Source organism: Luteibacter mycovicinus, from assembly GCF_000745235.1.
GTDB classification, from domain to species: domain Bacteria; phylum Pseudomonadota; class Gammaproteobacteria; order Xanthomonadales; family Rhodanobacteraceae; genus Luteibacter; species Luteibacter mycovicinus.
On sequence record NZ_JQNL01000001.1, the window covers coordinates 52,183 to 77,772 of the forward strand.

The 25,590-nt window shown below is 64.8% G+C and carries 22 protein-coding genes; 4 read left to right on the forward strand and 18 right to left on the reverse strand.

The window, feature by feature from the left end; genetic code table 11:
- Nucleotides 1-31 precede the first annotated feature (31 nt).
- From FA85_RS00230 to FA85_RS21735, 5 genes are all read right to left on the reverse strand, one after another.
- Nucleotides 32-5,257, reverse strand: coding sequence for a beta strand repeat-containing protein (locus FA85_RS00230; RefSeq protein ID WP_036113207.1), 5,226 nt, complete (start codon nucleotides 5,255-5,257; stop codon nucleotides 32-34).
- 175 nt (nucleotides 5,258-5,432) lie between these two features.
- Nucleotides 5,433-6,464: an SDR family oxidoreductase gene (locus FA85_RS00235; RefSeq protein WP_036113203.1), complete on the reverse strand. Its 1,032-nt coding sequence runs from the start codon at nucleotides 6,462-6,464 to the stop codon at nucleotides 5,433-5,435.
- The gene (locus tag FA85_RS00240; RefSeq protein ID WP_036113199.1) at nucleotides 6,461-7,471 is read right to left on the reverse strand and encodes an AraC family transcriptional regulator; all 1,011 of its coding nucleotides are present in this window, start codon (nucleotides 7,469-7,471) and stop codon (nucleotides 6,461-6,463) included. Before FA85_RS00240 ends, FA85_RS00235 begins: the two co-directional genes overlap by 4 nt.
- A gap of 9 nt (nucleotides 7,472-7,480) precedes the next feature.
- Nucleotides 7,481-9,151 (reverse strand): asparagine synthase-related protein, encoded by a 1,671-nt coding sequence (locus FA85_RS00245; protein WP_051943651.1) that lies wholly within the window; start codon nucleotides 9,149-9,151, stop codon nucleotides 7,481-7,483.
- Nucleotides 9,152-9,235: 84 nt separating this feature from the next.
- The gene (locus tag FA85_RS21735) at nucleotides 9,236-9,400 is read right to left on the reverse strand and encodes a hypothetical protein (RefSeq protein WP_156108729.1); all 165 of its coding nucleotides are present in this window, start codon (nucleotides 9,398-9,400) and stop codon (nucleotides 9,236-9,238) included.
- A 296-nt stretch (nucleotides 9,401-9,696) separates the two neighbouring features.
- Here FA85_RS21735 and FA85_RS00250 point away from each other — a divergent pair, with 296 nt between their 5' ends.
- Complete coding sequence (locus tag FA85_RS00250) at nucleotides 9,697-11,175, forward strand: SulP family inorganic anion transporter (protein ID WP_036113196.1); 1,479 nt, start codon at nucleotides 9,697-9,699, stop codon at nucleotides 11,173-11,175.
- Here FA85_RS00250 and FA85_RS00255 read toward each other — a convergent pair.
- From FA85_RS00255 to FA85_RS00290, 8 genes are read right to left on the reverse strand one after another with little or no spacing between them, the layout of a single operon-like run.
- Nucleotides 11,172-12,206, reverse strand: coding sequence for an AAA family ATPase (locus FA85_RS00255; protein ID WP_036113193.1), 1,035 nt, complete (start codon nucleotides 12,204-12,206; stop codon nucleotides 11,172-11,174). The genes FA85_RS00250 and FA85_RS00255 overlap by 4 nt on opposite strands.
- Nucleotides 12,203-12,772 (reverse strand): nicotinamide riboside transporter PnuC, encoded by a 570-nt coding sequence (gene pnuC / locus FA85_RS00260; protein WP_036113189.1) that lies wholly within the window; start codon nucleotides 12,770-12,772, stop codon nucleotides 12,203-12,205. Before pnuC ends, FA85_RS00255 begins: the two co-directional genes overlap by 4 nt.
- A complete protein-coding gene (locus FA85_RS00265; protein ID WP_036113186.1) occupies nucleotides 12,769-14,118 on the reverse strand; it encodes an AMP-binding protein in 1,350 nt (449 codons plus the stop codon). The genes pnuC and FA85_RS00265 overlap by 4 nt, the downstream gene beginning before the upstream one ends.
- Nucleotides 14,115-14,696: a hypothetical protein gene (locus FA85_RS00270; protein WP_197056454.1), complete on the reverse strand. Its 582-nt coding sequence runs from the start codon at nucleotides 14,694-14,696 to the stop codon at nucleotides 14,115-14,117. Before FA85_RS00270 ends, FA85_RS00265 begins: the two co-directional genes overlap by 4 nt.
- A 2-nt stretch (nucleotides 14,697-14,698) precedes the next feature.
- Nucleotides 14,699-15,655: a radical SAM protein gene (locus FA85_RS00275; protein WP_036113180.1), complete on the reverse strand. Its 957-nt coding sequence runs from the start codon at nucleotides 15,653-15,655 to the stop codon at nucleotides 14,699-14,701.
- Nucleotides 15,652-17,451 (reverse strand): VWA domain-containing protein, encoded by a 1,800-nt coding sequence (locus tag FA85_RS00280; protein ID WP_036113177.1) that lies wholly within the window; start codon nucleotides 17,449-17,451, stop codon nucleotides 15,652-15,654. Before FA85_RS00280 ends, FA85_RS00275 begins: the two co-directional genes overlap by 4 nt.
- Nucleotides 17,448-18,437, reverse strand: coding sequence for a hypothetical protein (locus FA85_RS00285; protein WP_036113173.1), 990 nt, complete (start codon nucleotides 18,435-18,437; stop codon nucleotides 17,448-17,450). The genes FA85_RS00280 and FA85_RS00285 overlap by 4 nt, the downstream gene beginning before the upstream one ends.
- A 1-nt stretch (nucleotide 18,438) precedes the next feature.
- Nucleotides 18,439-20,019 (reverse strand): MoxR family ATPase, encoded by a 1,581-nt coding sequence (locus FA85_RS00290; RefSeq protein ID WP_036113170.1) that lies wholly within the window; start codon nucleotides 20,017-20,019, stop codon nucleotides 18,439-18,441.
- Nucleotides 20,020-20,132: 113 nt separating this feature from the next.
- On the opposite strand from FA85_RS00290, the gene yczE reads away from it, so the two are divergent.
- On the forward strand, nucleotides 20,133-20,819 hold the full coding sequence (yczE, locus tag FA85_RS00295) for a membrane protein YczE (protein ID WP_051943649.1): 687 nt from the start codon (nucleotides 20,133-20,135) through the stop codon (nucleotides 20,817-20,819).
- Between the two features lie 9 nt (nucleotides 20,820-20,828).
- Here the strand turns inward: yczE and FA85_RS00300 are convergent, their stop codons facing one another.
- The 5 genes from FA85_RS00300 to FA85_RS22275 form a co-directional block, all read right to left on the reverse strand.
- Nucleotides 20,829-21,095 (reverse strand): Txe/YoeB family addiction module toxin, encoded by a 267-nt coding sequence (locus FA85_RS00300; protein WP_036113167.1) that lies wholly within the window; start codon nucleotides 21,093-21,095, stop codon nucleotides 20,829-20,831.
- Nucleotides 21,095-21,367 carry a type II toxin-antitoxin system Phd/YefM family antitoxin gene (locus FA85_RS00305; RefSeq protein WP_036113164.1) on the reverse strand — a complete coding sequence of 91 codons (273 nt, stop codon included), beginning with the start codon at nucleotides 21,365-21,367 and terminating at the stop codon, nucleotides 21,095-21,097. Before FA85_RS00305 ends, FA85_RS00300 begins: the two co-directional genes overlap by 1 nt.
- Before the next feature lie 200 nt (nucleotides 21,368-21,567).
- Nucleotides 21,568-23,130: an SDR family NAD(P)-dependent oxidoreductase gene (locus FA85_RS00310; protein WP_036113161.1), complete on the reverse strand. Its 1,563-nt coding sequence runs from the start codon at nucleotides 23,128-23,130 to the stop codon at nucleotides 21,568-21,570.
- A 149-nt stretch (nucleotides 23,131-23,279) separates the two neighbouring features.
- Entirely contained in the window at nucleotides 23,280-23,804 is a 525-nt protein-coding gene (locus tag FA85_RS00315) for a GNAT family N-acetyltransferase (protein WP_051943647.1), read from the reverse strand.
- 33 nt (nucleotides 23,805-23,837) lie between these two features.
- Nucleotides 23,838-24,383 carry a P-loop NTPase family protein gene (locus tag FA85_RS22275; protein WP_239739791.1) on the reverse strand — a complete coding sequence of 182 codons (546 nt, stop codon included), beginning with the start codon at nucleotides 24,381-24,383 and terminating at the stop codon, nucleotides 23,838-23,840.
- Nucleotides 24,384-24,464: 81 nt separating this feature from the next.
- Between FA85_RS22275 and FA85_RS00325 the strand changes: the two genes are divergently transcribed.
- On the forward strand, nucleotides 24,465-25,031 hold the full coding sequence (locus FA85_RS00325; RefSeq protein WP_036113158.1) for a hypothetical protein: 567 nt from the start codon (nucleotides 24,465-24,467) through the stop codon (nucleotides 25,029-25,031).
- Between the two features lie 168 nt (nucleotides 25,032-25,199).
- Complete coding sequence (locus FA85_RS21740) at nucleotides 25,200-25,562, forward strand: hypothetical protein (protein WP_156108728.1); 363 nt, start codon at nucleotides 25,200-25,202, stop codon at nucleotides 25,560-25,562.
- Nucleotides 25,563-25,590: the final 28 nt, after the last annotated feature.

Genomic DNA, 25,590 nt, shown 5'->3' on the forward strand with positions numbered 1-25,590 from the left:
TCCAGTCCGTATGCTTCGCAACGCGTGGCGGTCAGAACGCCTTGATCAATCGCGCCGACACCATCTGCGCCTGATCTCGCTGCCCTCGCTGATAATCATAGCCAAAGTCCAGCGACGTAAGCTCCGACAACGCCGCCTTCAAGCCGACATTGAACAAGCCGCTGTAGCGCGACAGGCCGATGCCCACCAAAGGCTGATATTGCTGAAGGCCGACGAAGGCTGCCTCGAACACGTCCCCTCGCGAGGCGACGGTTCGCTGAAACTGCGCACTCATCCGGAAATCCAGTGAGCGTCCACCGCCAAAATCCCAGCGTCGACTGGCGCGCAAGCCGACACCGGCCTGCCACCGGTCCACCGTCTGTGCATTCGCCTGCAGACCGAATCCACCGGCACCCTGCTCCGCGAACCCGTCGCGTCGGATGTTCGCGTACTCGACATTGACGAACGGCAAGACCCGCGTGCCCGCCCAGTCCAGGTTCAGACCGCTTTCGCCGTAGGCGACGTTGTAATCGCCGCCGTACCGTGTCCCGACGCCCTGGGCGCTCGTCCCAAGCAGGAGCTGACGATTCACGTCCTGCTGGAAGTGGCCAAACCCGATACGCCCCTGCGTGTACCAGTTGCCGTTTAACGCTCCTGCGTAGAACATGCCTTCGGTGTTCCGGCTGCGATTGCGGTCGGAACTCCGGTCGAGCTGTTGACGCGCCTGGCTCTGCCCGAACGCGAAGCCCGCGACCCCCGAGCTTCCGATCTGCTGATCGCTACCGACCATCCAGCCATTCAACTGGTACCCAACGCCGTCGAAGCCGGACCGCCCCATGTCGCCGCTGGTGCTGAGGTTGTGCGTCCACATCCCATAACCTGCCTTCTTGTCGAGCAGGTCGTCGAAGTGATCGGACATGGCACGGCCCGACGCATCGATCGCCTCGAACGTCATGGCGGCGCTGGCCGCATGCAGCTCGCCTGACAGACTTTCCAGCGAGAACTGTGCCGCCTGCACCGTGGGCGCTTGCTGGAACTGCCCTGCCGCCTCGACGAAGTTCGAGGGAACCGCCGAGACGGTCCCACTGGCGATGCGCGTGTCCAGCTGCGTAAATGCGCTCTGCACGCGCTGGGCGCTGGCCAGCGAGGCGCGGGTCAGCACCGCTCCCCTGCTCTGCATGGCGGCCGTGATGTTGAGGCCCGTCGTGTCGAGCCACACGCTGTTCGGGCCGTAGTTGATCGTGCTGGAGGTGAAGACGACACCGGAATCCTTGACCAGCGCACCGAACGTCCCGGTGACACCGCCCGTTGCGGTAAGCACATCCGTGTGCGTATTGCTGACATACCCGTTGTCGGCACCGGTGACCTCGAGCGTACCGTCGAGCGCGGCCGAACCGGTAACGGCGAGTTTGCTGCCGAGACTCACGGCAAGCCTGCCGCCGGACGCCTGGCTGAAATTGCCGCCGACCGACGTATCGCCGCCATGCAAGGCGACCTTGCCCGCGTTGATGAGGTTGCCATTGACCCCGGGAACGCCGTCGATCATGCCTCCTGCATTGACGGTCACATTACCCGCGAGCGACTGCGACGCACGCAGCGAGCCCGCGTTGATCGATGTGTTCGTCACGCCTTGCAGCTCATTGTTATCGAGCGTCCAGATACCGGCGCCGTTCTTGATCAGGCTTCCGCCAAATGTCGTACCGCCAGTCACCGCTGTCGAATACAGCTGGCTGCTGCCGGCACCACCATCGAGGGTCAGGTTGGATGCCGTATTGCTGCCGATCTTCAGTGCGCCGTGAATGTAGCCGCCGGCGATCAGCGTGATGTCGTTGACCCGACCCGGGTCCATCTGCACGTCGCCCAGGATGAAACCCGCGTTGGACAGGGTCAGTGTGCCCACGGAACCGTAGTTGCCGACGCCACCGTAGACCGGCACGTAGATGGCACAGGCCGGCGTCCCCGAGCAATCGCCCGATGCCGGTGCGGTCGTCTCGATCGTCGAGCCCGCACCATTGTTCACGACACCGCCGAACTCGAGCCTGATGCCCGTCTGCGTACCGGTGATCCGGGCGCCGTTCGTATTGTTGACGGTGGCGATCGTCAGGTCCTGGTTGTAGGTGGATACACCGGTACTGCCCGAGATGAGGCTGCCACCGTCATTGAATACCGTGCCGCCATCGTTCAGGGCGACGCCAACGCGCTTGCCAACGATCGAACTGGCGCTCAGGTTGCTGATCGTTGCGTCGTGGCCGTACGAGAATATGCCGGCGCTGATGGGAGCGGTTGGCATCCGCGAGTCGCTCCCCGAGGTGATCTGACCGCCATTCGTATTCGTGACCGCGGTCATATGGCCATTGATGCCGTCATCGGTCATACCGGTGATGGTCCCGCCGTCGTTGGTGACCACGCCCGACGATTCCACACCGATGGCTCCGCGAATGATGGCGCCCGAGGCATTGATCAACGTGCTGTTCGCGCCGAGATTGACGGCGCCACCGACGTAACCCACCTGGGGTACCGTCTCGATCACGCCACCGTCGTGGTTGAGCACGGAGGCGGCACGGGTACCACCCACCGCCGTGAACGCATCGTTCGTATGCACGAGGCCGGCGTTGTCCAACGTGGCGCCGTCGGCAAGCGTCGTGTACGCGATGGTCGCGCCGTGGTCCACTTGCAGGACCGCATGGGCGAGGTTGCCGCCCACGGTGGTCGAGTACTTCAGCGCCGCTCCGCTCGCGATCCTGAGGGTGCCATCGACCACATCGGTGCCGAACCATGGACCGCCACCACCGCTGGACGCGTTGCCGCGGGTGAGCGTGAGCGTGTTACCGCCGAGCTTCACTACCTGGCCATCCCCGCTGATGTTCCCGCTGAAGGTCTGGTCGTCACTGCGGTTGAACGCCAGCGTGCCGCTGACAAAGACATCGCCCGCCAGCGTGCCCGACGTTCCACCATTGCCGATCTGGAGCGTGCCGAGCGCGACGTTCGTTCCGCCCGTGCTTGCCACATCGCCGGTCAGGGTGAGCGTGTTGAAGCCGTCCTTCCGCAGCGCGCCGGTACCCGTGACCCGATTGGCAAAGGTCACATTGTCCGACCGGTCGAACCCCAGGACGCCATTATTGGTAATGGCGCCGGTCACCGACCCGGTGGTGCCGCCCGAACCAAGTCGCAGCGTACCGCCGCTGATCAGCGTGCCGCCGGTGTAGGTGTTGTCGTTGCTGAAGACGAACAGGTCGGATCCCTGCTTGATCAGGTTCCCGCTGCCACTTATCACCGCATCGGTGCCGCCACCGACGCCACTCGGATAACCGAAGTTGAAGATCAGGGTGCCGTTGTTCGCGATGCTTCCGGTGCGCCACGAATTGCCGCCGCCGTTACCGATCTGCAGGGTACCTCTGCTGATGGTGATATCGCTGAAGATGGCGGTGTTGGCCAGGATCAACGTGCCCGTGCCCGCCTGGGTCAGTGAGCCCGTGCCGCTGACGATGCCGCCAACGGTCACCGTGTCGCTCCGGTCGAAGACCAGCGCGCTGTTGTTCGTGATGTCACCGGCGATCGAGCCGGTGGTTCCGCCGTTGCCAATTTGCAGCGTGCCGGCGGTGATCACGGTCGGGCGTGTCGAGGTGGTGGCGCTGTCCTCGGTGATGGAACCCGTGACGATCAACTTGCCGGCACCATCCTTCAACAGCGAACCGGTACCGCTTATGTTTCCGCCGAAGACGACATCGTCGCTTCGGTTGAACCTGACGTACTTGTTATTGACGATGTCACCGACCAGCCAGCCGGTGGCACCCCCGTTGCCGATCTGCAGGATGCCATTGTCGACCGTGGTGCCGCCGGCATAGGTGTTGTTGCCAGTGAGCACGAGCGTGCCGCTGCCGATCTGCCGCAGGGAGCCGGCGCCGCTGACGATGCCGTTGAAGCTGCTGGTGTCGCTACGGTTGAAGGCGAGCACGGCGTTGTCGGTCACGTCGCCCGCAAGGCTGCCGGTGGTGCCACCGTTGCCCAGCTGAAGCACGCCGCCACTGATCGTCGTACCGCCTGTGTAGGTATTGCTGCCGCTGAGCACCAGGGTGCCCGCATCCGTCTTGACCAGGCCCGACGCTCCGGTCAGGACGCTGTCGATCGTTGCCATATAGCCCGATCCAGCTGTGCTGCCGTCGCCCACGCGGATGATCGACTGCCCCGGATCGGTCGCGCTACCGGTCAGATGAATCGCATCACCCCTAACGATATAGCCGTTGCTCGCAAACTGCATACCGGCAACGCTGACGTCGCCCTGGCTGGCGTCGACAGTGACCGTGCCGGGTGTGCTCTGGAACACGGCGAACGATCCATCGGCGAACCCGGTGTTGGTCACGCCGTTGGCGTCCGTCCAGTTCGCTCTGGACGCGGCGTTGCCGGTTTGCCACGTGCCATTGCCGCCATTGACCACGTTGTCACTCGCCGGGCCGGCATCGCCATCCCAGAAGCTGAGACGCGTAGCCTGGGCATTCACCAGATTCACCTGGTGCGCCACGCCGGTCTGCACGAGCCAGCCGGCCGGTGCGTCCAGCCCGTTGTTCACCAGGCTGCCGCCGTAACTCATGAGCCGGTAGACGCCGGGCCCCGTCGCGGAACCGGACGCCGGGCTTCCACCGAGCGTGCCATCCAGCGTCAGGTTGCCTTTGACGTCGACAAAATCGCCCAGACCGTAGTCCAGCCGGGAACCCGACGACAGACTGAGGTTGCCGTTGACGGTGAGCGTACCGATCGCGCCGCTGCTGCCCGGCGCCAGGGTGGCGCCATCGGATACCGTGACACTTCCGCCGATGATGCCCTTGCCACCGAGCGTCGCGCCGCTGGCCACGGTCGCTGCGCCTGTGGCGGCCGACTGATCGCCATCGACATAGAGACTGCCCGCCTGCACGAGCGTCGTCCCGGTGTAGCTATTGGTGCCGGTGAGCGTGAGCGTGCCCGCGCCGCCTTTTACCAGATCGGTCGACCCGGTCAGGTTGTCAGCTCGCACGACGACGTCGTTCGCAGCGACGTCGATTTCGCCCGAGGGCGTCGTGCCGCTTCCGCTCGAGGGCGGCGACGTGGGCTGGACCGGCTGCGTGGGCTGTGTGGGCTGTGTGGGCTGTGTGGGTCGGACGTTGCCGCCGCCCCCACCGCCGCCGCCGCCGCCGCACGCTGAAAGCCCCAGTGCCAATGCCACAGCCAGCGCCATGGCGCCCAGCTTCATCCCCACGCCGGACGGCAGGTTGCCGTGGGCGCTCACCCCTTGCGATGCTTCCATGTATCCCCCTTGTTGCGCAATATCTTGCAACAAGAATCGACGGGGCGCCATGTGCGCTGCGGCATAGGATCGCCGGCCCATCCGGCTCGCCGCGCACGGTCAGAATAAACCGACGGGCTGGATATCGTACGCATTCTGCGCTTCGCGAGAGCGCTTCGCGAGCGCGGCGGCGGGGCTAGCCCAAAAGGCCACTCCTGAGCATGCTCCTGGCAGCATCCACGATAGCCACGCGTGGCGCCTTCGGATTCCATCCAAGCATCCGCCGCGCCTTTTCGTTACTGGTCTGTTTCGCGTAGCCGAGATCGCGCACGAAGGGGCGCAGCTCCTTCCGGAAGCGTGCCACGACGCGTACCACCACGCTTGGCATGGAACGAGTCGGCACACGACGGGCGGCCTCACCCAGTTCCGCCTTGATGATGGCCCCGATGTCCTTCATCGCGACGGCCGGACCGTTCGACAACAGAAAGCGCTCGCCTGCGGCTTCAGGATGCGTCATCGCGAGGATGTGCGCCGCCGCCACGTCGCGCACATCGACGATCGGAATGTACAGGTCCGGGAAGGCGCGCAGCGTCCCCGTCAGCAGTCGTTGCACCACGTGGTTGGCACCGGTGACTTCTCGCCCCATCACAGGCCCCATGACGGCGACCGGCAGCATGGTCGTCAGCTCCGGCGCACCGCCGTGAGAGGACACGAAGTCCCAGGCGGCTCGCTCCGCCAGCGTTTTGCTCTTTCCGTAGGCATCGACGCCCGGTCCGTCTGGCACCGTCCAGTCTTTTTCGGTGAACACGTGGTCCTCATGAGGATGGCCCCAGCTCACAGCATGAAAAGCCGACGTAAGCACGACGCGACGAATACCCGCATCGCGTGCCGCACGCAGCACCCGCAAGGTCCCCTCACGCGCTGGCACGATCACGTCGTTCTCGTTGTCGACGTGTCCCGGCATCACGGGTGAGGCCACATGCAGGATGAAATCCATCCCGGCGACGGCGTCCGCCCAGCCGGTATCTTCGAGCAGGTCGGCAGCGGCGAAACTCAGATGCTCGCCGTGGATCATTCCCGCATCTTCGAGAGTCTTGCGCGCTGACGCTTCCTTCGCGAGGGAACGCACGGTCGTTCGCACGGCGTAGCCCTGGGCGAGGAGCTGGAGTATGCAGTGCCCGGCAATGAAACCGGATCCACCGGTGACGAGCACACGTTTACCGGTCATGAAGAAACCGCTGCGTCGATCATGGATTGATCCTTGAGGTAGCGCTCGCGCCAGTGGGCGGGCGTGGTTTTTTCCCACGCATGAAATGCGCGGGAAAACGAATTGGGTTCGGCGAAGCCGATCAGCATGGAGATCGCCACCGCATCGAGGTCGGTGTTGGCCAGAAGCCGCGATGCGGTCGTTCGTCTCACCGCGGAAAGCTCGTACTGGAAACGGGTGGCTTGCTCAGCCAGTCGACGCTGCAGCGTACGGCTGGTAAGGCCGAGCCGGCGCGATATCTCGGCGACGCTCACGCGACGGCCCTCACTGAGCTGGCGAGCGATCGCAATGCGCAGCTCTCCGACGAGAGCCGGGGCGTCATCACTCTGGGCCATCTGCTTTTCGAGTCCATCCACAAGACGAGAAAAGGCTTCGCCATTGGCTGTGGTGAGCGGCACATCCAGCGCGGATCGCCGGAACACCATCGCGTCGCACGGCGCACCGAAGCGGACGTCGCATCCAAAGTGCGCGCGGAGGAGCTCGCGGTCCGCGGGACGTCGCGTCAGCTCGAGTCGGATGGGCGCTACCTGCCCCGCCGTTCCGCGTCGGGCCAGCTCGCGCAGCGATGCCATGGTCATGTCGACCAGCAACCGCGGCACCTCGCCCGTCGCCTGAAGCCACCGGTAGCACACGGCGACCTCGTCGGACCGCACGTCGATCTCCACGAGTTCGGGGCACGTCAGGCGTTTGTACCGCGCGATCGCAGAAAGCGCATGGCGAAAGTCGGGCGCATGAAGTCCCACGACGGCGGCCACGCTGTACCCCCTGGTGACGCCGTCGACGCCGAAGCGCAGCCCGGCGGCGCGATCGTCGATGTCGCGATCCGCCGCCGCCCAGAGTTTGAAGAAGTCAGCCGTGACCCAGTGCGTCGCGGGCGCGACACCTGCGCGCTCGCATAGTCGATCGAGCGAAATGCCAGCGGCCGCAAGTGCACGCGGCGAGACAGGGAATGTGTCGGGAGGAGCCATGGACCGAGCTTAGGCAGGCCAACGGGCACTGACAAATCCGATCGCGCCACGCGGCCGACCGTTATGTACCGTAGGTAGCGGCTCCCGGACCCGCCCCGCTATGGAAACCGGCAGCGCTCGCGCGCATCGTTCCAGCCAGAGGAACGAGGCGAGCGCGGACGTTGCCGGGTGAGACAGCGTCGCAGCGACATGCCGGACCAGGCGCGCGACAGCGTCCCGGTCGACCAGCCCGAGGTCCGCCAGTGCGCACTCCCGCAGCTGCGCAAGAAGGCGGTCGGCATGCCGCGCGACGAGGGCCGGCAACACATGGGCGAAGGTTTCCTTGAGATAACCCTTCGGAAAGACATCGCCCCCCAGCCGGCTCTCGAGGTAGCGCCGCATGACTTCCCTCCCCTCGCGGCTGCTCCGTGGCAGCCGGTGACACAGATAGGCAAGCTGAGGATCGCTCAGCGGATGAACCGGCCACTGCCCGTGCTTCAACAGATCCGGAGAGCGGCACGCATTGGCCAGCAGCGATGTCACGGGTACCGGACTGGCGGGCGCGTCGAAGAGCGGCCGGCTACGTGCGACCGCCTGCGCACGCGTCGTCAGCAGTCCTTCCGCATAGCTGCGGGCGTCGCGCCCCCAGAGGGGGCCCTTCGCCGCTTCGGCGGAGATCTCGTCGAGGTAGGCGGGAAACAGCTCGTCGCCGCCGACACCGGTAAACAGGGTGTGGCGTCCTTTGTCGCGGGCCGAGGACCAGAGCGCCGAACACGCTTCCAGATAGAACTCACGGCAGAAGCCGTAAGTCTCCCGCGGCGTGTCCAGATCGAGACTGGGCGGATAAGCGCTGATGTCGACGGTGTGATCGGCCAGACCGAGGCGATCCGCGATCTGCCGGCGTCGCCTTACCTGCGGAGCACGTACCTCGCCGTCGAGCAGGATGCCCTTGCTGTCGATGTTCCGGTGCAGGCTCGCGAGTGCTGCCGCGACCGTCGCCGAGTCCATTCCGCCACTGAGCTCGAGGGACACGCTCCCTTCGAGCCACGGACGCAGTGAGACGGCTCGCTCCAGGGCGGCGGCGAATGTCGGCAGCGTGTCCTTCCCGTCGTCATCGACGGGCACCGTATCCTCTACAGCCTCCGGATAGCGATACCGCGCGCCGCCCGGCTCGACAAACAGCGACGCGCGCTCGGTCAGCAGAACCACGCCCGTGTACAGCTGCCGTGCCGCATAGGTCGTACGAAGGACCAGCTGATGAACCGCCACCTCCGTATCGATCACCGCGGGCCCGCGGGCGAAATCCGCCGAGTCCCACGAGACGCTGACACGGTCGTCGGTCACCCTGCAATACACGGGGGCCGTGCCGAGCACGCCCGCACGAATACGCAGACGGTGTCCCGCCTGTGCCGCCTCGATCAGCACGTAGTCGAGCGGCCAGAGCAGACAGTCCCGATGCAGGGCGTCATACGTCGCGTCATCCTTTGCGTCGACGACGGTAGCGCGGGCGTCCGAGTCGCCGCTGGATATGGCCATGCGCTCTCTGACAACCAGAAACCATCGACCCGGCATCCGCACCAGGCGTGTCTCCAGCATGGGATGGCTATGAGGAACGAGGTAGCTCGAGCCCAGAGTAAGGCGTGCCTCATGCATGACAGGGGCGAACGACAGGTCGGCCAGCGCCATCTCAGCCTTGATCACTGGCAAGCTCCTTCACGAAAAAAGCCGCCTCGGTGACGAGACGGCTTCGGTTATATACGGCGGATCGAAATAACGCCCGGACACTCAGCCCCAATCGCCACCGCTGTGCGTGGAGCCGATCCGGCCGATATCGCCGACATCGTCGATCTTCGGTGCCCACTTCTTAGACGTGATGCCGGCAGGCATTGGGGCATCCATCTGGACACCGAAGGGATTGACGTTTTGCGTCGGCTGGTCGCGCTTATCCATGATAACGCTCCGAAGTTGAGGGGCCGCCTGATGCGGCCCGAACGAAGCTAGCACAGCCATTCGTAGTCGCCACCGGTCACGACTACGCGGTATCGGCAGGAATCGCGCCTTGATTGATGCAACGCAACATGGCAAGGTTGCGGGTTGAGCCGTCTTTTCGAGTCCGCCAGCCGTGTATTCCCTCGTGTCGCTTACGCCACCCTGACCTGACGCCCACGCTTCAGCGATGTGCCGTGCCGCAGGCATGGCCGGGATGATTCGCGCCGCCTCAGGCGTGTGCCACACAGGAAAACCGCATGACCCGCTCTTTGCCTTCCGTCCGCCAGAACGTTCTGGCCGGACTCACCACCGCGTTCGCGCTCGTGCCCGAAGCCATGGCGTTCGCGCTGGTGGCACACCTCAATCCCCTCATGGGTCTGTACGGCGCGGCGATCATCGCGGCGCTGACGGCGGCCTTCGGTGGCCGTCCCGGCATGATCTCCGGCGCGGCCGGCTCGATGGCGGTCGTGATCATCGCCCTCGTCGTTCAGCACGGCAGTGAGTACTTCCTGCTCACGGTGCTTCTCGGTGGCCTGATCCAGCTTCTGTTCGGCCTGCTCCGCCTGGGCAAGCTGGTACGCATGATCCCGCATCCGGTCATGCTGGGCTTCGTTAACGGACTGGCCATCGTGATCGCCAGCTCGCAGCTGGAGCACCTGCATGCGCCCGGCGGCGGCTGGCTCAGCGGCAGCGCGCTCTATCTGATGCTGGGACTGGCGGTGGTCGCCATGCTTGTCGTTTATGTCCTGCCGAAGCTCACGCGGGTCCTGCCCTCGGCGCTGGCATCGATCGTGATCGTCAGCCTGCTCGTGCAGGTGTTCGGTCTGCACACGCGCGACGTGGGCGACATCGCCTCCATCAAGGGTGGGCTGCCTGTCCTTCACTGGCCGCAGGTACCGCTGACGCTGGACACCCTCAGAATCGTCTTTCCCTATGCGCTCGTGATGGCCATGGTCGGCCTGCTCGAAACGCTGCTGACGCTGAATCTGGTCGATGAGATCACGGCGACCGAAGGCCAGCCCAATCGCGAATGCATCGCGCTCGGCGCCGCAAACGTCGTCTCCGGCCTGTTCGGTGGCATGGGCGGCTGCGCCATGATCGGCCAGACCATGATCAACCTGACCTCGGGCGGGCGCACCCGCTTGTCCGGCATCACCGCGGGCGTGCTGGTGATGTGCTTCGTCCTGTTTCTGTCGCCGCTGATCGAGCGCATTCCGCTGGCCGCTCTGCTGGGTGTCATGCTGGTGGTGGCGCAGAAGACCTTCGCCTGGGGCAGCCTGCCCCTGCTGCGCCGGCTGCCGGTGGCCGATGCGCTGACGATCGTCGCGGTGACCGTCATCACGGTGCTGGCAAACCTCGCCACGGCCGTTCTCTGCGGCGTGCTGATCGCCGCGATCGCCTTCGCTTGGAAACACGCGGACCATCTCAGCGTGACGCGCGAGGCCTTGCCCCATGGAGGTCGTCGTTACCGGCTTCATGGCACGTTGTATTTTGCGGCCACGGCACGACTGCAGACCATGTTCGACGTGGAAAACGATCCGGCATATGTCGAGCTGGATTGCTCCGGGGCGCATCTGGACGATCACTCGGCCGTCGAGGCCATCGAAGCGCTACGGCGCCGGTATGCGCAGCAGGGCAAGCAACTGCGGGTCACGCGGATGAATGACGCGTGCGAGGCCCTGCTGACGCGTGTGGGCGGTGCCGAGGCGCACGGAACCCCGGATGACGCCCGTTAGAGCAGGGCTCGCGCCATGGACAGGCGCGCTTCCCACGATCCGGTCAGAAGCCGGTAAGCCATGTTACGAGCCTCGAGTTCGCGCACGTACCACTCGTGCTGCCATTGTCGGAAAGCTTCATCCCGCCGCGTGCCGTCCTGTACGAACGGCACATCCGGCGAGCAAAGGAAGACGAGGTCATACGCGCGTCGCGACAACGCGTCGAGTTCGTCAGCTACCGCGTCGAACATGACCTCCGCGTATAGCGCCGTCGTCAGCGGCGTCGTATCGCAGATCAGATAGCGGTTTGCCTGGGCCACCAGCGTTTCCTCACGGGCGATCTGGGTGCGCGCGATGTGCAGCATGTCGTCGTGCACCAGCGCACCCTGCTTCGCTTCCCATAACTCTCGCCCGTATTCCGCGGCGTGGACGGTGCCCATGGCTGCCGCCAGCTGTGCCGCGAGCGTCGACTTTCCGGTGGACTCGCCGCCGATGATCGCCACGCGACGCACGAAGTCCCTGTAGACCACGGGGGACAGATAGTGGCGTGCCGCATGCACATCGTCACGGATCATCGTACCGGACACGGGCACAGCCACGCGCTGCGGGTCGACCATGACATGAGCGACGGCAGGTCCGCCGTGCGTACGCTGCTCCGCCGAAAGCGCCGAGGCGAACCCATCGCCATAGTCCTCGCTGGTGAAAACGGCATCGACCACCGTGTCCATCAGGTGCCGCAGGACCCAGGCAACGAACCGGCGCTGCACGGCATCCGCCGCATCGTTGTCGGGAAGCGAGACCGCAGGTAGCCCGCGCTGGCGGCACGCTACCGCAAGCCGGACGTCGTCCAGCACACAGCGGATCGCATCCGGGTACAGGTCGGCCAGCCAGCGCTCACGCCGGGCGGGCTCGCAGCCTGGAAATTCGGGCCGGGTGTAGCTCAGAATCACCAGCTGCTCGCACAGGGAGCGCGCCCGCTCGATCAGATATTGATGGCCGCGATGCAGTGGGCAGAACTTGCCCACGATCAGTCCCCGCGCATACCGGGTCACGCGGGCGAGGCCTCCGTCCGGGAAAGGCGCACCCAGTGTCGCCACGCGACCAGGGCATTGACCCAGTACGCGGCGTAAAGCACCGCGGTGACGGTCAGACCACGCGAGGCGTAAAGCGGCACCGCGACGGTGTTCACCAGTAGCCAGACCGGCCAGGTCTCGATACGCCGGCGCATGAGCAGCAGCTGGGCGAGCACCGACGCAGCCAGCACGAAGGAGTCGGCAAACGGCGCGTATGCGTCGGTGAACCGATGCAGCAACGTGCCGTAACCCACCGTAGCGATCGCCGCCGCAAGCGTCATCCACGCCAGAGCGATCGCTCCGGTCCGATGCACGTTACCGTCACCCTCGGCACCCCGCCGGCTCCAGTGCCACCACCCCACGATGCTGGCGACGACGAAAAACACCTGCAGCAGGACGTCGGCGTAAAGCCTCGTCTGCCAGAACAACACGGCGAACAACGAACAGCCCGCCATGCCGGTCCACCACGTATGTACGCTGTTCCTGCCGGCAAGAAGAATCGACAAGGTAGCCAGTGTGTTGGCCGCCCCTTCCAGTAACGTCATCGCGTCAGTCCTTCCGGCACATCGGTGGTGTATTGCAGCACTTTGTCGTCGCCGGCGAGCGGGACGACCGTCACCTCGGCACCGTGCAATGCGCTGGCGAGGCTCGCGGAAGCTTCATCTGCATGCACGACGTCACCGGGTGCCAGTCGCAGCAGAACGCGTCGATCGGCGTACTGATGCACCGTATAACGCGACAGCGGATACGCCAGCAGCGCATGGGTCAGGTCGATGTTGTTCACCCATGACCCGCTGGCGGTCTGGTAACGCACGGGCTGACGTCCGTGCAGCCGGGCGATCACCGGACCCTCGTCGCTCGCCACGAGTGCGCCGTGATCGCCGGTGCGGTAACGCAGGAGCGGGAGGCAGAAATTGAAGCCGCCGGTAAGCGTGATTTCACCGGTCTCACCGGGCGCCACAGGTCGACCGGACGCGTCGACGACCTCGACGAACATCCCGGGCTGCAGAAGAAGATGCCCGCCAAGCGCCTCGTCGTAGACCGCGAGTGGCCCGGCCTCGTTCATCGAGTAGATATCCAGCACGGGGCACGCAAAACGCTCCTGAAGTGCGGCAGCCAGCGACGGCGACAAGGCCATCGAGACCGACAGCAACGCTGTCGGCCGGTGCCGCACAGGCAGTCGAAGCAGCTCGGCGAAAGAAATGGGATCGCCGGCGATGACTTCGGGCCGCATGGCGTCGATGTACCGCGCACGATCGCCCGCGTCACGCCAGTCATCCGGGTGAAGATTGATCTTGGCCAGCCCGGACTCGTCCATCGACGGTGTGACGGACACATAGGTGAAGCACGTGCGTTGCATGCCGAGCAGCATCACCCCGACGTCGCCGCGACCTTGCCGCAGGGTGATTCCGGCCCGTCGCAGCGCTCGCTTGTGATAGGCCAGGTAGCGCCCGGCCACCACCGGATGCGATGGCAGGACCAGGGGGTGTCCCGTCGTCCCCGTCGTTCGAAAGTTGATGAGTCGGTCCAGCGAAACGGAATCGGGCACGAAACGGGCGACGTCGGCAGCGAGATCGCCGCGGTCCACGGTGGCGATGCGGTCGAACGAAGGCGGCAGGCCCCGGCTGCGGTAATACGGTACCTCGGCGTGGACATGGGCGACGAAAGCGCCCAGCCAGGGTGGCGTCACACCCGGCGACCACGCGAACGGCGCCTGACCTTCATTGCGCTCATAGTCGCGCAGCCCCTCGACTTCTTCGTGCAAGAGGCGATTGCCACTCCGGTTGCGGAACACCGGTGCATGCGGATGCTCGGTCATATACATCAGCACGGCGCGCCCCGCGTCGGACAATGTCGGATACCGGTCCGCATCGGTGGGCTCACGACTCACTCGCGTGTCCACTTGTCCGCGGATTCGGCGGCCGCTTTCGCGGCCAGTGCCTCACGGATGGCTCGTGCCCGCTCTTCGGCGGCACGGCTTGCCTCCAGCAGGCGGCGGCGTTCGACGCCACTGACGCTGGCGAGCCGGTCCGCCGCCTGATGGGCCGTCTCGCCCTCGGGCAGCAATGCCAGCCGTGCCAATACGGTGCGCACAAGCTCTTCGCGACGGTCGGCCTCGAAGACGTAGCGCGCCGCGTCCGCCTCGGCCGCCAACGCGGGAATGGCGTCGGTGAACAGGGCCGGCATGGCAGAAGGCACGGCGCCGGCCGCCAGCCAGCGCTCGTCGGCCAGAAGCCAGGCCAGTACCGCGGAAAGCGTGAGCTGCGCCGCACTCACCCCCACCAGATCCCCCGAGAGGGTCGCAAGCAAGGCGGGTGGCGTCGTCTCACCGTGGCGCGTCAGCATGTCATTGACGACGGCAGCCACATGCACGCGCCCTTCCCTGCCTCGCCGCGGCGGATCGAGAAAGTCAGACGGCACGTCGATCAGGCGCCGCAGAAGCCATTCGAGGGGGAGACCGTTGCTCATACTCATGTACCGAACTTGGCGAACACCTGGGTGGACGGACAATCCGCGCAGACCGAGGCGGCGCGAGCCCGCCGTCCCGCGGCGAGGCGCTCGCGGAGGTGGCTCACGTCGTCCACGGTGAGCACATCGCGTGTGGGAATACCGTACGTGTCGAGCGTGAAACTGCAGGGAGCGATGCGGCCGTGCTCGTCGATGAACAACGTGGGGCGAAGTGACTCGCAATCCGTCACCGGCACCGCGCGCCCCGACGCCGTCGCCGCGAAGCGATCGAGGTAAGCGTCGCTCGCGCACAGCCGCACACCACGCTCGCTCATGCGCTGAACCAGCTCCGGCAGCCGATGCCGCAGGGTCGTGACATCGTCGACGCCGAGCGAATGCTGAGGAAAGAAGTCCGGCCGGTCGCGTCCGCCAAGCTGATTGAAGGTGATTTCATCGATACCCCAGTCCGCCAGTCGCTCACAGAGCGTCGGGAACGAAGCCAGGTTGTCACGCATCAACACGACGTTCGCGCGGAGCCGCGGTGAGCCGTTCGCGTCCCGCAAGCGGCGAATACCGTCCGCCAGCTTCAGCCAGCCGCCGGGCCATCCACGTAAGCGTTCGTGATCACCCTCGAGGGCGTCCACGCTGACCGTGATTTCGTCGAATGCCGCCGCCAGCGCCCGCGCAGCGTCCTCGCGCCCCAGTGTCGTACCGTTGGTGGTGACGCTCACACGAATGCCGTGTGCTTCGCGCAGGCGTCGCGATAGATCCAGGACACCCGGCCAGAGTAAGGGCTCACCGCCGAGCCAGCTCAGCAAGACATCCTCCCCGCTGATCGCTCCCCACTGGCCAAGAAGCGAAGCCAGACGTTCCACCTCGGCGGCATCGACGTGGATCCGGGGGACGGAAACGCGCCTGTCGTAGGCGCAGAAGCCGCAGGCAAGGTTGCAAAGGGTGGTCACCCGCCAGAGCACGATCATGCGCCCATCCGTCCGTAGTGGCGCTGGCTGAAGTCGCGCGCGAAGGTCAGCAACTGCGCCATGTCGCGTACCACGTGAATCCTCCAGCCTTCCGATCGCGCCCGCAGCAGGTCGGCCGTCCAGCCCGTGGCGGCCTTGTCGGCGACATGGTCGGGTAGCGGACTGTAGAGATTCAGTGCCATGGTTCCCCCAGCGCGGGCTGCGCTGAGCGCGTGGGCCGCGATGTGCCAACCGCTGTTGCCCCGCTCGTCGTTGGCGAACATCGTGGTGATGCCATCGTCGGACAAATGAAGTATGTGCACGGCGCGATCGCGTGGGGTACGCGTTTCGTAGGTGCCACGAAGCCGGTGGATCGGAAAGGCGGTGGCGCCGCCGAAAAAACCGGTGAGCACGCGAAGGATCGCGTCCTCCGAGCGGACGAATCCCTCGGTATGCATCTCCTGTTGCGTGCCGCTCCACAGGGTAACCTGCACGCGCGACCCCGCTCGCAGCGCGGATAGCGCGATGACGGCACCGGCGAGCGCAAGGTATGAGGTATGCGTCTGAGGATTGGGCATGGAACCGGAACTGTCGACGTACAGGTCCAGGTCGACAGGCTCACTGCCCTGTTCGCGTCCTGGTGCGAGTCCGTAGGTCCGCTGTACCGTGGTGAGTCCCGGAATGACCCGGGGCGATTGCATCACGGTCTGCATCCAGTCGATCGTGTCGAACGGATCGCCGAGATCCCAGGGCTCGAGACCCTCGGGCTGCGGCTCCATCGACTCGGGCTGTGGCCGCACCGGGAAGCAGATCAGGTGAGGCAACGCACGTTCCCGGTAATATCGCACCGCGATGTCGTGGTCGGTGAGCTGGAGGCCCGCCGCACGCAATATCTCACCATACTCGAACGGCTCGCGTGCTTGCGCACCGTCACCGGCATGTTCGGCCGCGGTCGACACCGTAGCGGCCTGGCCTTCGTGCGGAGGCCCCAGTGCCGGAGGCGCGTCTCCCGTCACGCGCGGATCCAGTGCCGGATGCATGACGGGCGCGAGTTCGTCGCTGTCCAGGCGATCCAGGCCGGACGGGTGGCTGCCGAGGCCGGCATGCCGTGTGTCCATCAGTGCTTCGATCCGTGTATCGCTCGTGGATTCGACGAGGTACGGCAGCAGCAGGGCGGCGAATCGCGTGGACCCGTCGAGCCAGTCACCGGCGTAGTTACGTACCACGCGCGCGCCGAGCCACGCGTCGCCTTTCATGGCATCGTCGTCGACCCGACCGCCGAGCGAGCCCGCGCTCAGCTGCCAGAGCTGTTCATAGATGCCCATGTACAGCATCCATACGGACGACCGCCCTCCTCCCGTGTCGCTCGCCGCGAGGCGTCGGTAGATATCCGCCATGCGCAGCCCTTCCTGCCGCTGCAAGCGGTCGTTGATGAGCAGGTCGGCATAGAGATTGGCCACCATCGGCGCCTGCGCTTCGAGCGTCGGCAGTGCGCGCCGGATGCGGGCCAGGAGGCGCGCGTGGTCGGTCGCCGTGGCCGGAGACAACACATGGTGCCCAATTTCATGGGCGAGAATTTCGAGAGCGTAGTCGTGAAGGCTCAGCCGGGAGACTTCTTCCAGATCGATCACCACGCGCTGATCGACCAGCCGGATCATGGCGAAGCTGCCTTGCAGGCCTTCCTTCGACGCCTCGGCACGCGTGCCACAGAGACGTGGGTCCTGCAGCCGGGTGAAGCGACTCCAGACAGCCAGCGCCCGGGGCCACGCCGCTCGCCAGACGGCCAGCGGATCGTCGGCCGGCAAGGGGGCGCTCACGCGGACACCGGCAGCACGTGGAGATAATGCGTCAACGGCGAGAACAAGGCGGCGCTGTGCCGGCCCAGCGCCGCCGAGGCGCTGTCGCCAGGTATCCGCACCGCTACGTCGCGCCCCGTGACGTTGACCCCGCGTGGCGTGATCGGAAGCGTTTTCACGGACCCAACGTCCGCCTGTGTGAATTCCGCCGCGGTCGCCGGAAGGACCACAGCACCGAAGGCGTCGCATACCACGAGAAACCAGCGCTCATCACTTTGCACGACGAAGCCGTCAGCGGTGGCGCGTGCGACCGGCGGCTCGGCGAACGGTCCGCCAAAACCCGTAAACCCGCCCACCGTTCGTCCCTGAGAGGCCACGCCGTGTTCCGGGTGCCACCATCGATCGGCGCGCAAACGCGGTTCGAGGTCGGTCCAGGCCTGATCGGGCGCGCCCACGGCTGCCGCCGCGAGCGACGGATCGATGCGGCCGGCCTGATCCAGCGCCGCAACCCGCAGGTGTGCCATGCCGGCTCGCCAGGCGCAAAGGGCACCGACCGTGCGCAGTGCCTCCAGCGTCGCGCAGCGCGGCGCGAGCGTGGCCAGGTCCGAAATCCATCGGCCGACGTCGATACCCGGCACGCCGCCGAGTCGCACCACCGCATTGCTCACCGTACCGAGTGTGTCCGCCGGTGCCGTCGTCAGCAGGTGTCGCATCGGCAAGGCGAGCTCCCGCCAGGCGCGGTCGATCCACGGCTGCCTTGCGCCGGGTCCGGCCAGACCCTGTGCCACCAGATCCAGGCCGATGCCGAAGGCAGCCTCGATGATCGCTACCGTCGCCTGCTCATCGACGCTGCCCAGGTCGACGCACATGGGATCGAGCGTGTCCGAAACGAACGCGCGGAAGGCCGGAAGGTCCATCCCCGGCGTCCGGTGCCGGGCCTCGGCGACCCGTTGATTGAGCAACGGGCGGCGCGCGGCCAGCACGTTGGCCAGAAGAGCCGAGACCACCTTAGCGCGCCTGCTGCCAGTGCAGGTAATTGGTGTATCGCTGATGCAGGTACTTCAGCTTCAACAAGTCGTCATAGAGGTGGCCGTAGAGTTTGCGCCCCTTGACGCGCTCTTCCACGAGCCGTTCGATACGCACGATGCGTGAGCGCGTATCGCGCTCGCTCAGGCCGTCGAGTCCCCTGGCAAACTCCGCGGACAGATCCCCCACCGGATCGTTGCGATCGAGATCGAGGCGATCGTACTCGGCGTTGGAGGCGTCCAGCAGCCAGCGCAGCCAGCTCACACGGTCGGTCCGGTAGGCCGCGTTCTCGGGCAGCGCGAAGAATGGCGCATCCGGATCGGGCTGCAGTTTGTCGTTGAGCACGAACGGCAGCACCTGTCGCACGTCGTCCAGGGCCACAACCGTCTGCCCCCTGAAATAGGCCAGTGCCTTGGCGAACACCAGGATCGTCATGAGGTTCCGCACGGACAGACCGTTGAGCGTCTGGCAGCCGAGATCCTTCAGCCGGTCGCGTCCACTGTCCGCGGCCACCACCTGGGCCCAGTCGATGCCGGCCAGGCGAACCGTGTCCTTGGTCAGGTACTCGAACTGCGCGCCCGCGCCTTCCATCAGCTCGAACTGGCTGCAGAAGAATTCGATGCGCCGACGCACGTCGTGCGGAACGTCGATCCCGCGAATCTCTTCCACCATGCGGTCCGCTTCCGCCTCGGTGAAGATGATGTCGCGCGGCATCACTTCCTCGGGGTGGATGTTCTCCTCGATGCGCAAGAGCATCTCGTCGAGAAAGCGCGGATTGAACGCCAGTGCCTGGACGACCACGTCGATACGATCGCGCAGCGCCTCGATGACCTGGTACGTACCGCCGCCGCGATCGTCATTGGCCGTGAGGTACCAGGCCGAGTCCGGGCACTCGTAGACGTGGTTGAGCACCTCCGCGTAGTTGTCCCCCATGACCGTGAGCAGGGCACTCTGGGTGCGGGTGGGAATGCGGTTGTACTCATCGATGATCTTCACGCGCATCGAGAGCCACTTTCGCCATGCGATGCGGATGTCGCCCATGTCCTGCGCGGCAACCAGGTCGGCCGGCAGCGGATTGCCCAGCAGGTCGGCGATGGTCATCTGCGGATGCCCGTGCTGCATGGCCCGGCGGACCTCGCGCACCGGGTAGCCCGCCAGAACGCCCATGAGGATGGCGCTGGCGGTCTTTCCGCGTCCCGGCCCTCCGATGAAGAGGCATTTTCGCCGGGTGGCGAACGTCAGCAGCGGCAGCAGTACATAGCTCGAATAGCTCTGAGCCGATGGAAGGACCAAGGGGCGCCGGGTGTCGCCCACCGGAAACGATGCCGAGGGGCCGTCGTGGTATTCGATATCGTAGTGCGGGCTGATGATCGCGTTGTTGACGATCCAGAAATATGCCTGGCGCAGCTTTTCATCGAGGCGGACCGCCGACTCCGCAGTATCCGTCGTGAGTTGCACCGGTCCCTCGTACAACTCGGCCACGTCGAACGCCCGTGGCGCCTGCTCCGCGCGGGGGTTGGTCGGTGCCCGCGAAACCCTTTGGAATAAGTTGAACGGCGACACGCGATCCTCCGGTCGTCAAGGTCGCGATCATAACCCATTGTCTGCGACGGCCGCATCGCCGGTGCGCGGAAGCGGCTATTTCCAGCGATGCCAATCACGGGCACGATGAACGCATGAAGACCATCGCCCCGCTCAACCAGCAAGGCCCCGTGGAACAGCTACGCGCCGGGAAACTCGTTCGACGCCTCGTGCAGCTGATGGTCGGGCTGTCGCTGTACGGCCTGTCGACGGCCATGATGATTCGCGGCAACCTCGGCCAGGCCCCGTGGGATGCACTCCACATCGGCATTATCCAGCATCTTCCGGTGAGCTTCGGCTGGGTCGTCGTGGGTGTGTCATTCGTCGTGTTGCTGTTCTGGATCCCGCTACGCGAAATACCTGGCCTGGGCACGCTCGCCAATTCGGTGACGATTGGAACGGTGGCGGGCATCGCGCTGGATCTGCTCAGGTCGCCAGACGCATTGTGGGCGCGCTTCGCCCTCACGGTCGGCGGAATTTTCCTGTGCGGGCTGGGTTCCGCGTTGTACATCGGCGCCCAGCTGGGGCGTGGCCCGCGCGATGGCCTGATGACGGGTCTGCATCGTGTGACCGGGCTGTCGCTTCGACTGGTCCGTACCGGACTCGAGGTCACCGTACTGTTCGCCGGCCTGCTGCTGGGCGGCGTCGGCCTGTTCGGAATCGGGACCGTGCTGTTCGCGCTGTGCATCGGTCCGCTGACGCAGGCAATGTTGCCGTGGGCACTGGTGCCCTTGCCGGTTAAGGGCACCGTGGAGACGCCGTCGTTAGACGACGCGATCTGATTCGCCGAGTCAGTGGTCGCCGTAATGGAACTTACAGCTGACGACATCGATGCAAAGGTCGTCGAAGGCGTATACGAGACGATCCTTCTTGTTGATTGACCTGGACCAGAAGCCTGCAAGGTCGCCGCTCAACTCATGTGGGTTACCCAGTCCTTCATTGGGCGTTCTCTGCGCATCCTTGATAAGCGAATTAATCTTTTTCAGAGTCTTCTTGTCTTCAGCCCAGTCCTGGTAATCCTTCCAGGCTTCATCCGTGAACTTGACACTTCGCGCCATCAGGCGGTCTCCTGGTGATCCTCTTCAATCAGCTCTCGTTTTTTCGACCTGCCCGCCTTGAACTGGGCGATTGATTTGGCAAGGTGATCGCGGTTTGCTTTGTTACTAAGCAAGTGAATGGTGTCTGCCATCGAGTTGTAGTCAGCGAGAGACATGACTACGGCGTCCTCATGGTCACGACGATGAATGACCGTAATAGAGCAGTCGCTTGCTACGGTGTCCAATACGTCCTTGAGGTTGTTACGGGCATCCGAAAAACTGACCACGCGCATTGGGTTCTCCTGTCCTTCTAAACCTTTCTATGTGTCCTCGGCCCCAACAAAGACTTGTACAGGACCTTGCACATGTTAAGTCTAGACGATAACCCCAGACGTAGCAAGCTTCTGGAGTCTGAATCGCAGGGTTGAATCGTGCTTATTATCAATGAATTACGATTCGTTTTTGAGCTGAATTGAACCCGGCTGGCCGCAGGTCACCAGTCGGTCGGGCGGTAGTCCTTCAGGAACTGCCCCCACACATGCTCGCCCGTGTTGATCCCGCTGATGATCGGATCGACGATCCGCGCGGCACCATCGACGATATCCAGCGGCGGATGGAACCGCTCTTCCAGTACCTTCTTCGCCGCGAGACCCGCCGGATCCTCATCCGTCACCCAGCCGGTATCCACGCTATTCATGTGAATACCGTCGTTGTGGTAATCGGTCGCCGAGGTGCGCGTCATCATGTTGAGCGCGGCCTTCGCCATATTCGTATGCGGATGGCGGGTGGTCTTGAAGTTCCGGTAGAACTGCCCCTCCATCGCCGACACGTTGACGATGTGCTTATCGCGTTCCGGCGTGCGCATCATCAGCGGCTTGAGGCGAGCGTTGATGATGAAGGGCGCGATGGCGTTGACCAGCTGCACCTCCAGCAACTCCACCGACGACACTTCCGCCATCAGCAACCGCCACGAATTGCGCTCACGCAGATCGATCTGCTGGAGGTCCTGGTCGAGTCTGCCTTCCGGGAACAGATGGCTCTGGGCCAGCAGCTCTTCGGGCAGCAGCGGAAGCTGGGATAGCTCGGCGGCGCGGGTCAGCCCGGAGAGGCCGCCGTTCCGATCCGCCAGCGCATTCGCCGCCACACCGGCCTCAGGCAGGATGTGGGTGCCGCGCAGGCCTTCGTAATGACCGACCAGCTTGCGTACGTGCTCGGGCGTGTCGTGCAGGGCGGCGCGCTCGCCGTCCATCATGTGCGCATAGAAGTCCGGCGGGCGACGCACGGTCTGGCACGCGTTATTGATGATGAAGTCGAGCCGTGGGCGCGTCGCGACGAGTTCCTGGCAGAAAGCTTCCACGCTGGGCGTGTGGCGCAGGTCGAGGCCATATACCTGCAGGCGATGACCCCACTCGGCAAAGTCCGGCTCTTCGGCATAGCGAGCCGCCGAATCGCGTGGGAAACGCGTAGTCACGATCAGCTCCGCACCGGCGCGCAGCAGCTTGAGGCCCGCCTGATAGCCGATTTTCACACGGCCACCGGTCAGCAACGCGACGCGACCGCGCAGGTCGACCAGCTCGGTGCGCTTGGTGTAATTGAAGGCGGCGCAATCCGGGCAAAGCTGATCGTAGAAGAAATGGATCGACGAGTACTTCTTCTTGCAGACGTAGCAATGTTTCGGCTCGATCGACTCGCGCGGCTGCGCGGCATCGACATCGGGTGGGATGTCATTGGCCTCGAAGCCCTCGGGCGCGAAGACGTTCGGCGTCGTGAACACCGGCTTCCGGCGCAGCGCGCGGATGCCCGTATTGTTGAGCACCGCATCCTCGGCCTGGATCTTCGACGCGTGCCGGGCTTTCTGGGCCGCCTTCAGCCGGACCCGGCGCTCGGCGGGGTCGGGATGATAGACCTGCGCCACAGCCTGCAACAGGCGCTGACGATCGTCGGCGGGGAGTCCTTCCAGCAGCAGACGGTCGGCGGCAATCGACTCAAGCAGTTGCGCGGCGGCGCGCAAACGCTCCAGCAGCGCGCTGTCGGCCTCACCGGCCGGGGGTGTCATAGTGGTCAAGATCTTGTTCCGTAACGAATAAATCCGCGCAGAGGGGCGTGCCGGAAGATGGCATCGCAGGCGACGGGCCGCCTATTTTGACGGTTTCCAGGCCGGATGTGGGATTTCTGCCGTGAAGAACCCCTGCTCCGCCCTGCGCGTCATGCCGACTCGCGGTAGCGCGCGTAGCTCCTTTCCAGCTTGCCCTCGAACGCGACCTCTCCCTCATCGACTAGACCGATACGTTGGGCGACCTTGATGGAAGAGACGTTGGACGGCGAAATAATGGCGTGTACTTTGGGCTCACGACGAACGTCGAACGCATAAGCCAGTGCACACGCGGCGGCTTCGCTAGCGAAGCCCTTGCCCCATGCCTCACGGTACGTGTTCCAACCAACCTCCATGACCTTCGATCCGTCGCGGAAGAAGGCGCCGACGTTTCCGACCAGTTCGCCGGTCTCTCGTGACTCGATAGCCCACCAGCCGGCTCCTGCCAGCAGCCACAGGCCTGCATGCGAGCCGAATATCCGCCACGACGACGCACGGTCCCGCACGGTCAGGTGGCTCATGCTTTCGGGGTCGGCAAGGTGGGCCGCGAACGCGTCGAAATCACCGGGGCGATATTCCCGGAGCATCAGGCGGTCGGTTTGCAGGCGCGGAACGGAGACGGTGAATGCGGGCGGCATGTACAGGCTTCCTTTGGACGTGGACGCACGACACTAGCGGCGTTCCAAAGACCATGCAGTGTAGAGCCTATGGATGGCAGCACTCGACGAGGCGAAGACACATGGGAGCATCAGTCTCTCAACAAGAGCGGCATAGTTTCTCCGCTTTCCGGAACTCGAAAACGCGATATACCGAATCATCTCCCAGGTGACCCGTTCGCCCGCATTCTCCAGGCCACCGATACGACCCCGTTCGAACCACGTACGACGGAGGTAACGCCCGAGACTCCTGACCGTCGACACATCGAGAAGAATCACCCCGGAGGCACGGGCAAAGCGCGACGGCATGCACGAGGAGTAGTTACCCTCGATCACCCAGTGATCCTGCATGATTGCCCCGTCATGCAGCGCATGAAACTCCTCTGTCGGCCTTGGCATCCAGTGTGTGCCCGGCATGTGGTGAAGCTGATCGAGATGCACCACCTGCAGGCCGGCCTTACGCCCGATCGCGTCAGCCAGCGTCGACTTACCGCTGTTCGACGGGCCGAGGATGCAGATGCGCGGGCCGAGAGCAGAGAGGCTCAAGAGTGTGTCTGTCACGAGTTTCGCTCCCGGGTTTCCGCGAGGCATAATCGCCCCACGGCACAGGGGCCGATGACGTGACTCGGGGGAGCACACCTCATGGACGACGGAAAGGCATATCTCGGGGCCCGGGAGCGGCTGTCCCGACTGGACACAGCGGAACTCGCGCGCGCATGGGTCCGCGACCAGCGCGTCGACTGGGCTGAGCGTGCCCTGTATGACGAACTGGTCGAGCGCGGGGTCGACCCAGCTTCACTCACTAAGGGAGGCGCACACGCGACGCCGGTGTATTCGCCACCCGCATGGGTACAGACGCCGAAGCCCGCGAGCGAGTCGCCGTCCCGCCCGCGTCGCGAGATGCCGCTTGCCTGGTTCATTGGCGTCTTCGTCGTCATGCTCTGCTGGTCCACTGCGATCACCTGGTTCGCGCTCCTGAGCCATGATACCGGCGCGGCGACTCGCAGGATCATGCTGACCGTGCTCAGCGTCGTCATCGGTGGCGGGCTGGTCCAGCGCGTGACATCCGTCGGCTTTCGATACGTGCTCTGTTCGACGTGGGCGGCGGGACTTGATCAGCCAATGGATGGCCGAAGTCGAACAAACCCGAAGCTCGTCCGACCCCGTGCGCGACAAGCCGTCAGGTTGAGGACACGGTGGCAGCGTTGAAGGCGTCCAGCGAGCCGCCGCGCCACTGACGCGTAGCGATGACTGGCGGTGCGTGCCGGACATGGATTCGCGGGCCTGCTTTCACGACTGGCGGATCAGTCGCTTTCGGACGTTTCGTCGCTTCGTGGCGGCGCATAATGCGGCCACGAATCTCTGCGGGAACATCGGATGTCTCAGGAACTTACTTACGAAGGTGTCGGGCGTCGGCAACGTCTCACTCTGACGATGCGTGCTTTGCTTGCTGTGCTGACCCTGATCGTGACTTCGACAATGGCGGCGACACCTGTGATCGATGGCGCTATCCGCGAAGCTCACGATGCCCCCGGCCGCCCGGTTCCAGGGACGGTCTATAAGCTCGTGTTCGACATGAATACGCCGCAAGACGCGACGCTCGGTCTGAACCCCGGCCTGCGTGGTCTCAGCGATCTGATCGCGGAATACACCGCATATGGCACTGACGCGACACATCGGTCGATCGTCGTGGTGCTGCACGGTGCTTACACCGAACTAGCCCTGACGAACGATGCTTGACGTAGACCGAATGTTCCGTTGCGAAAAT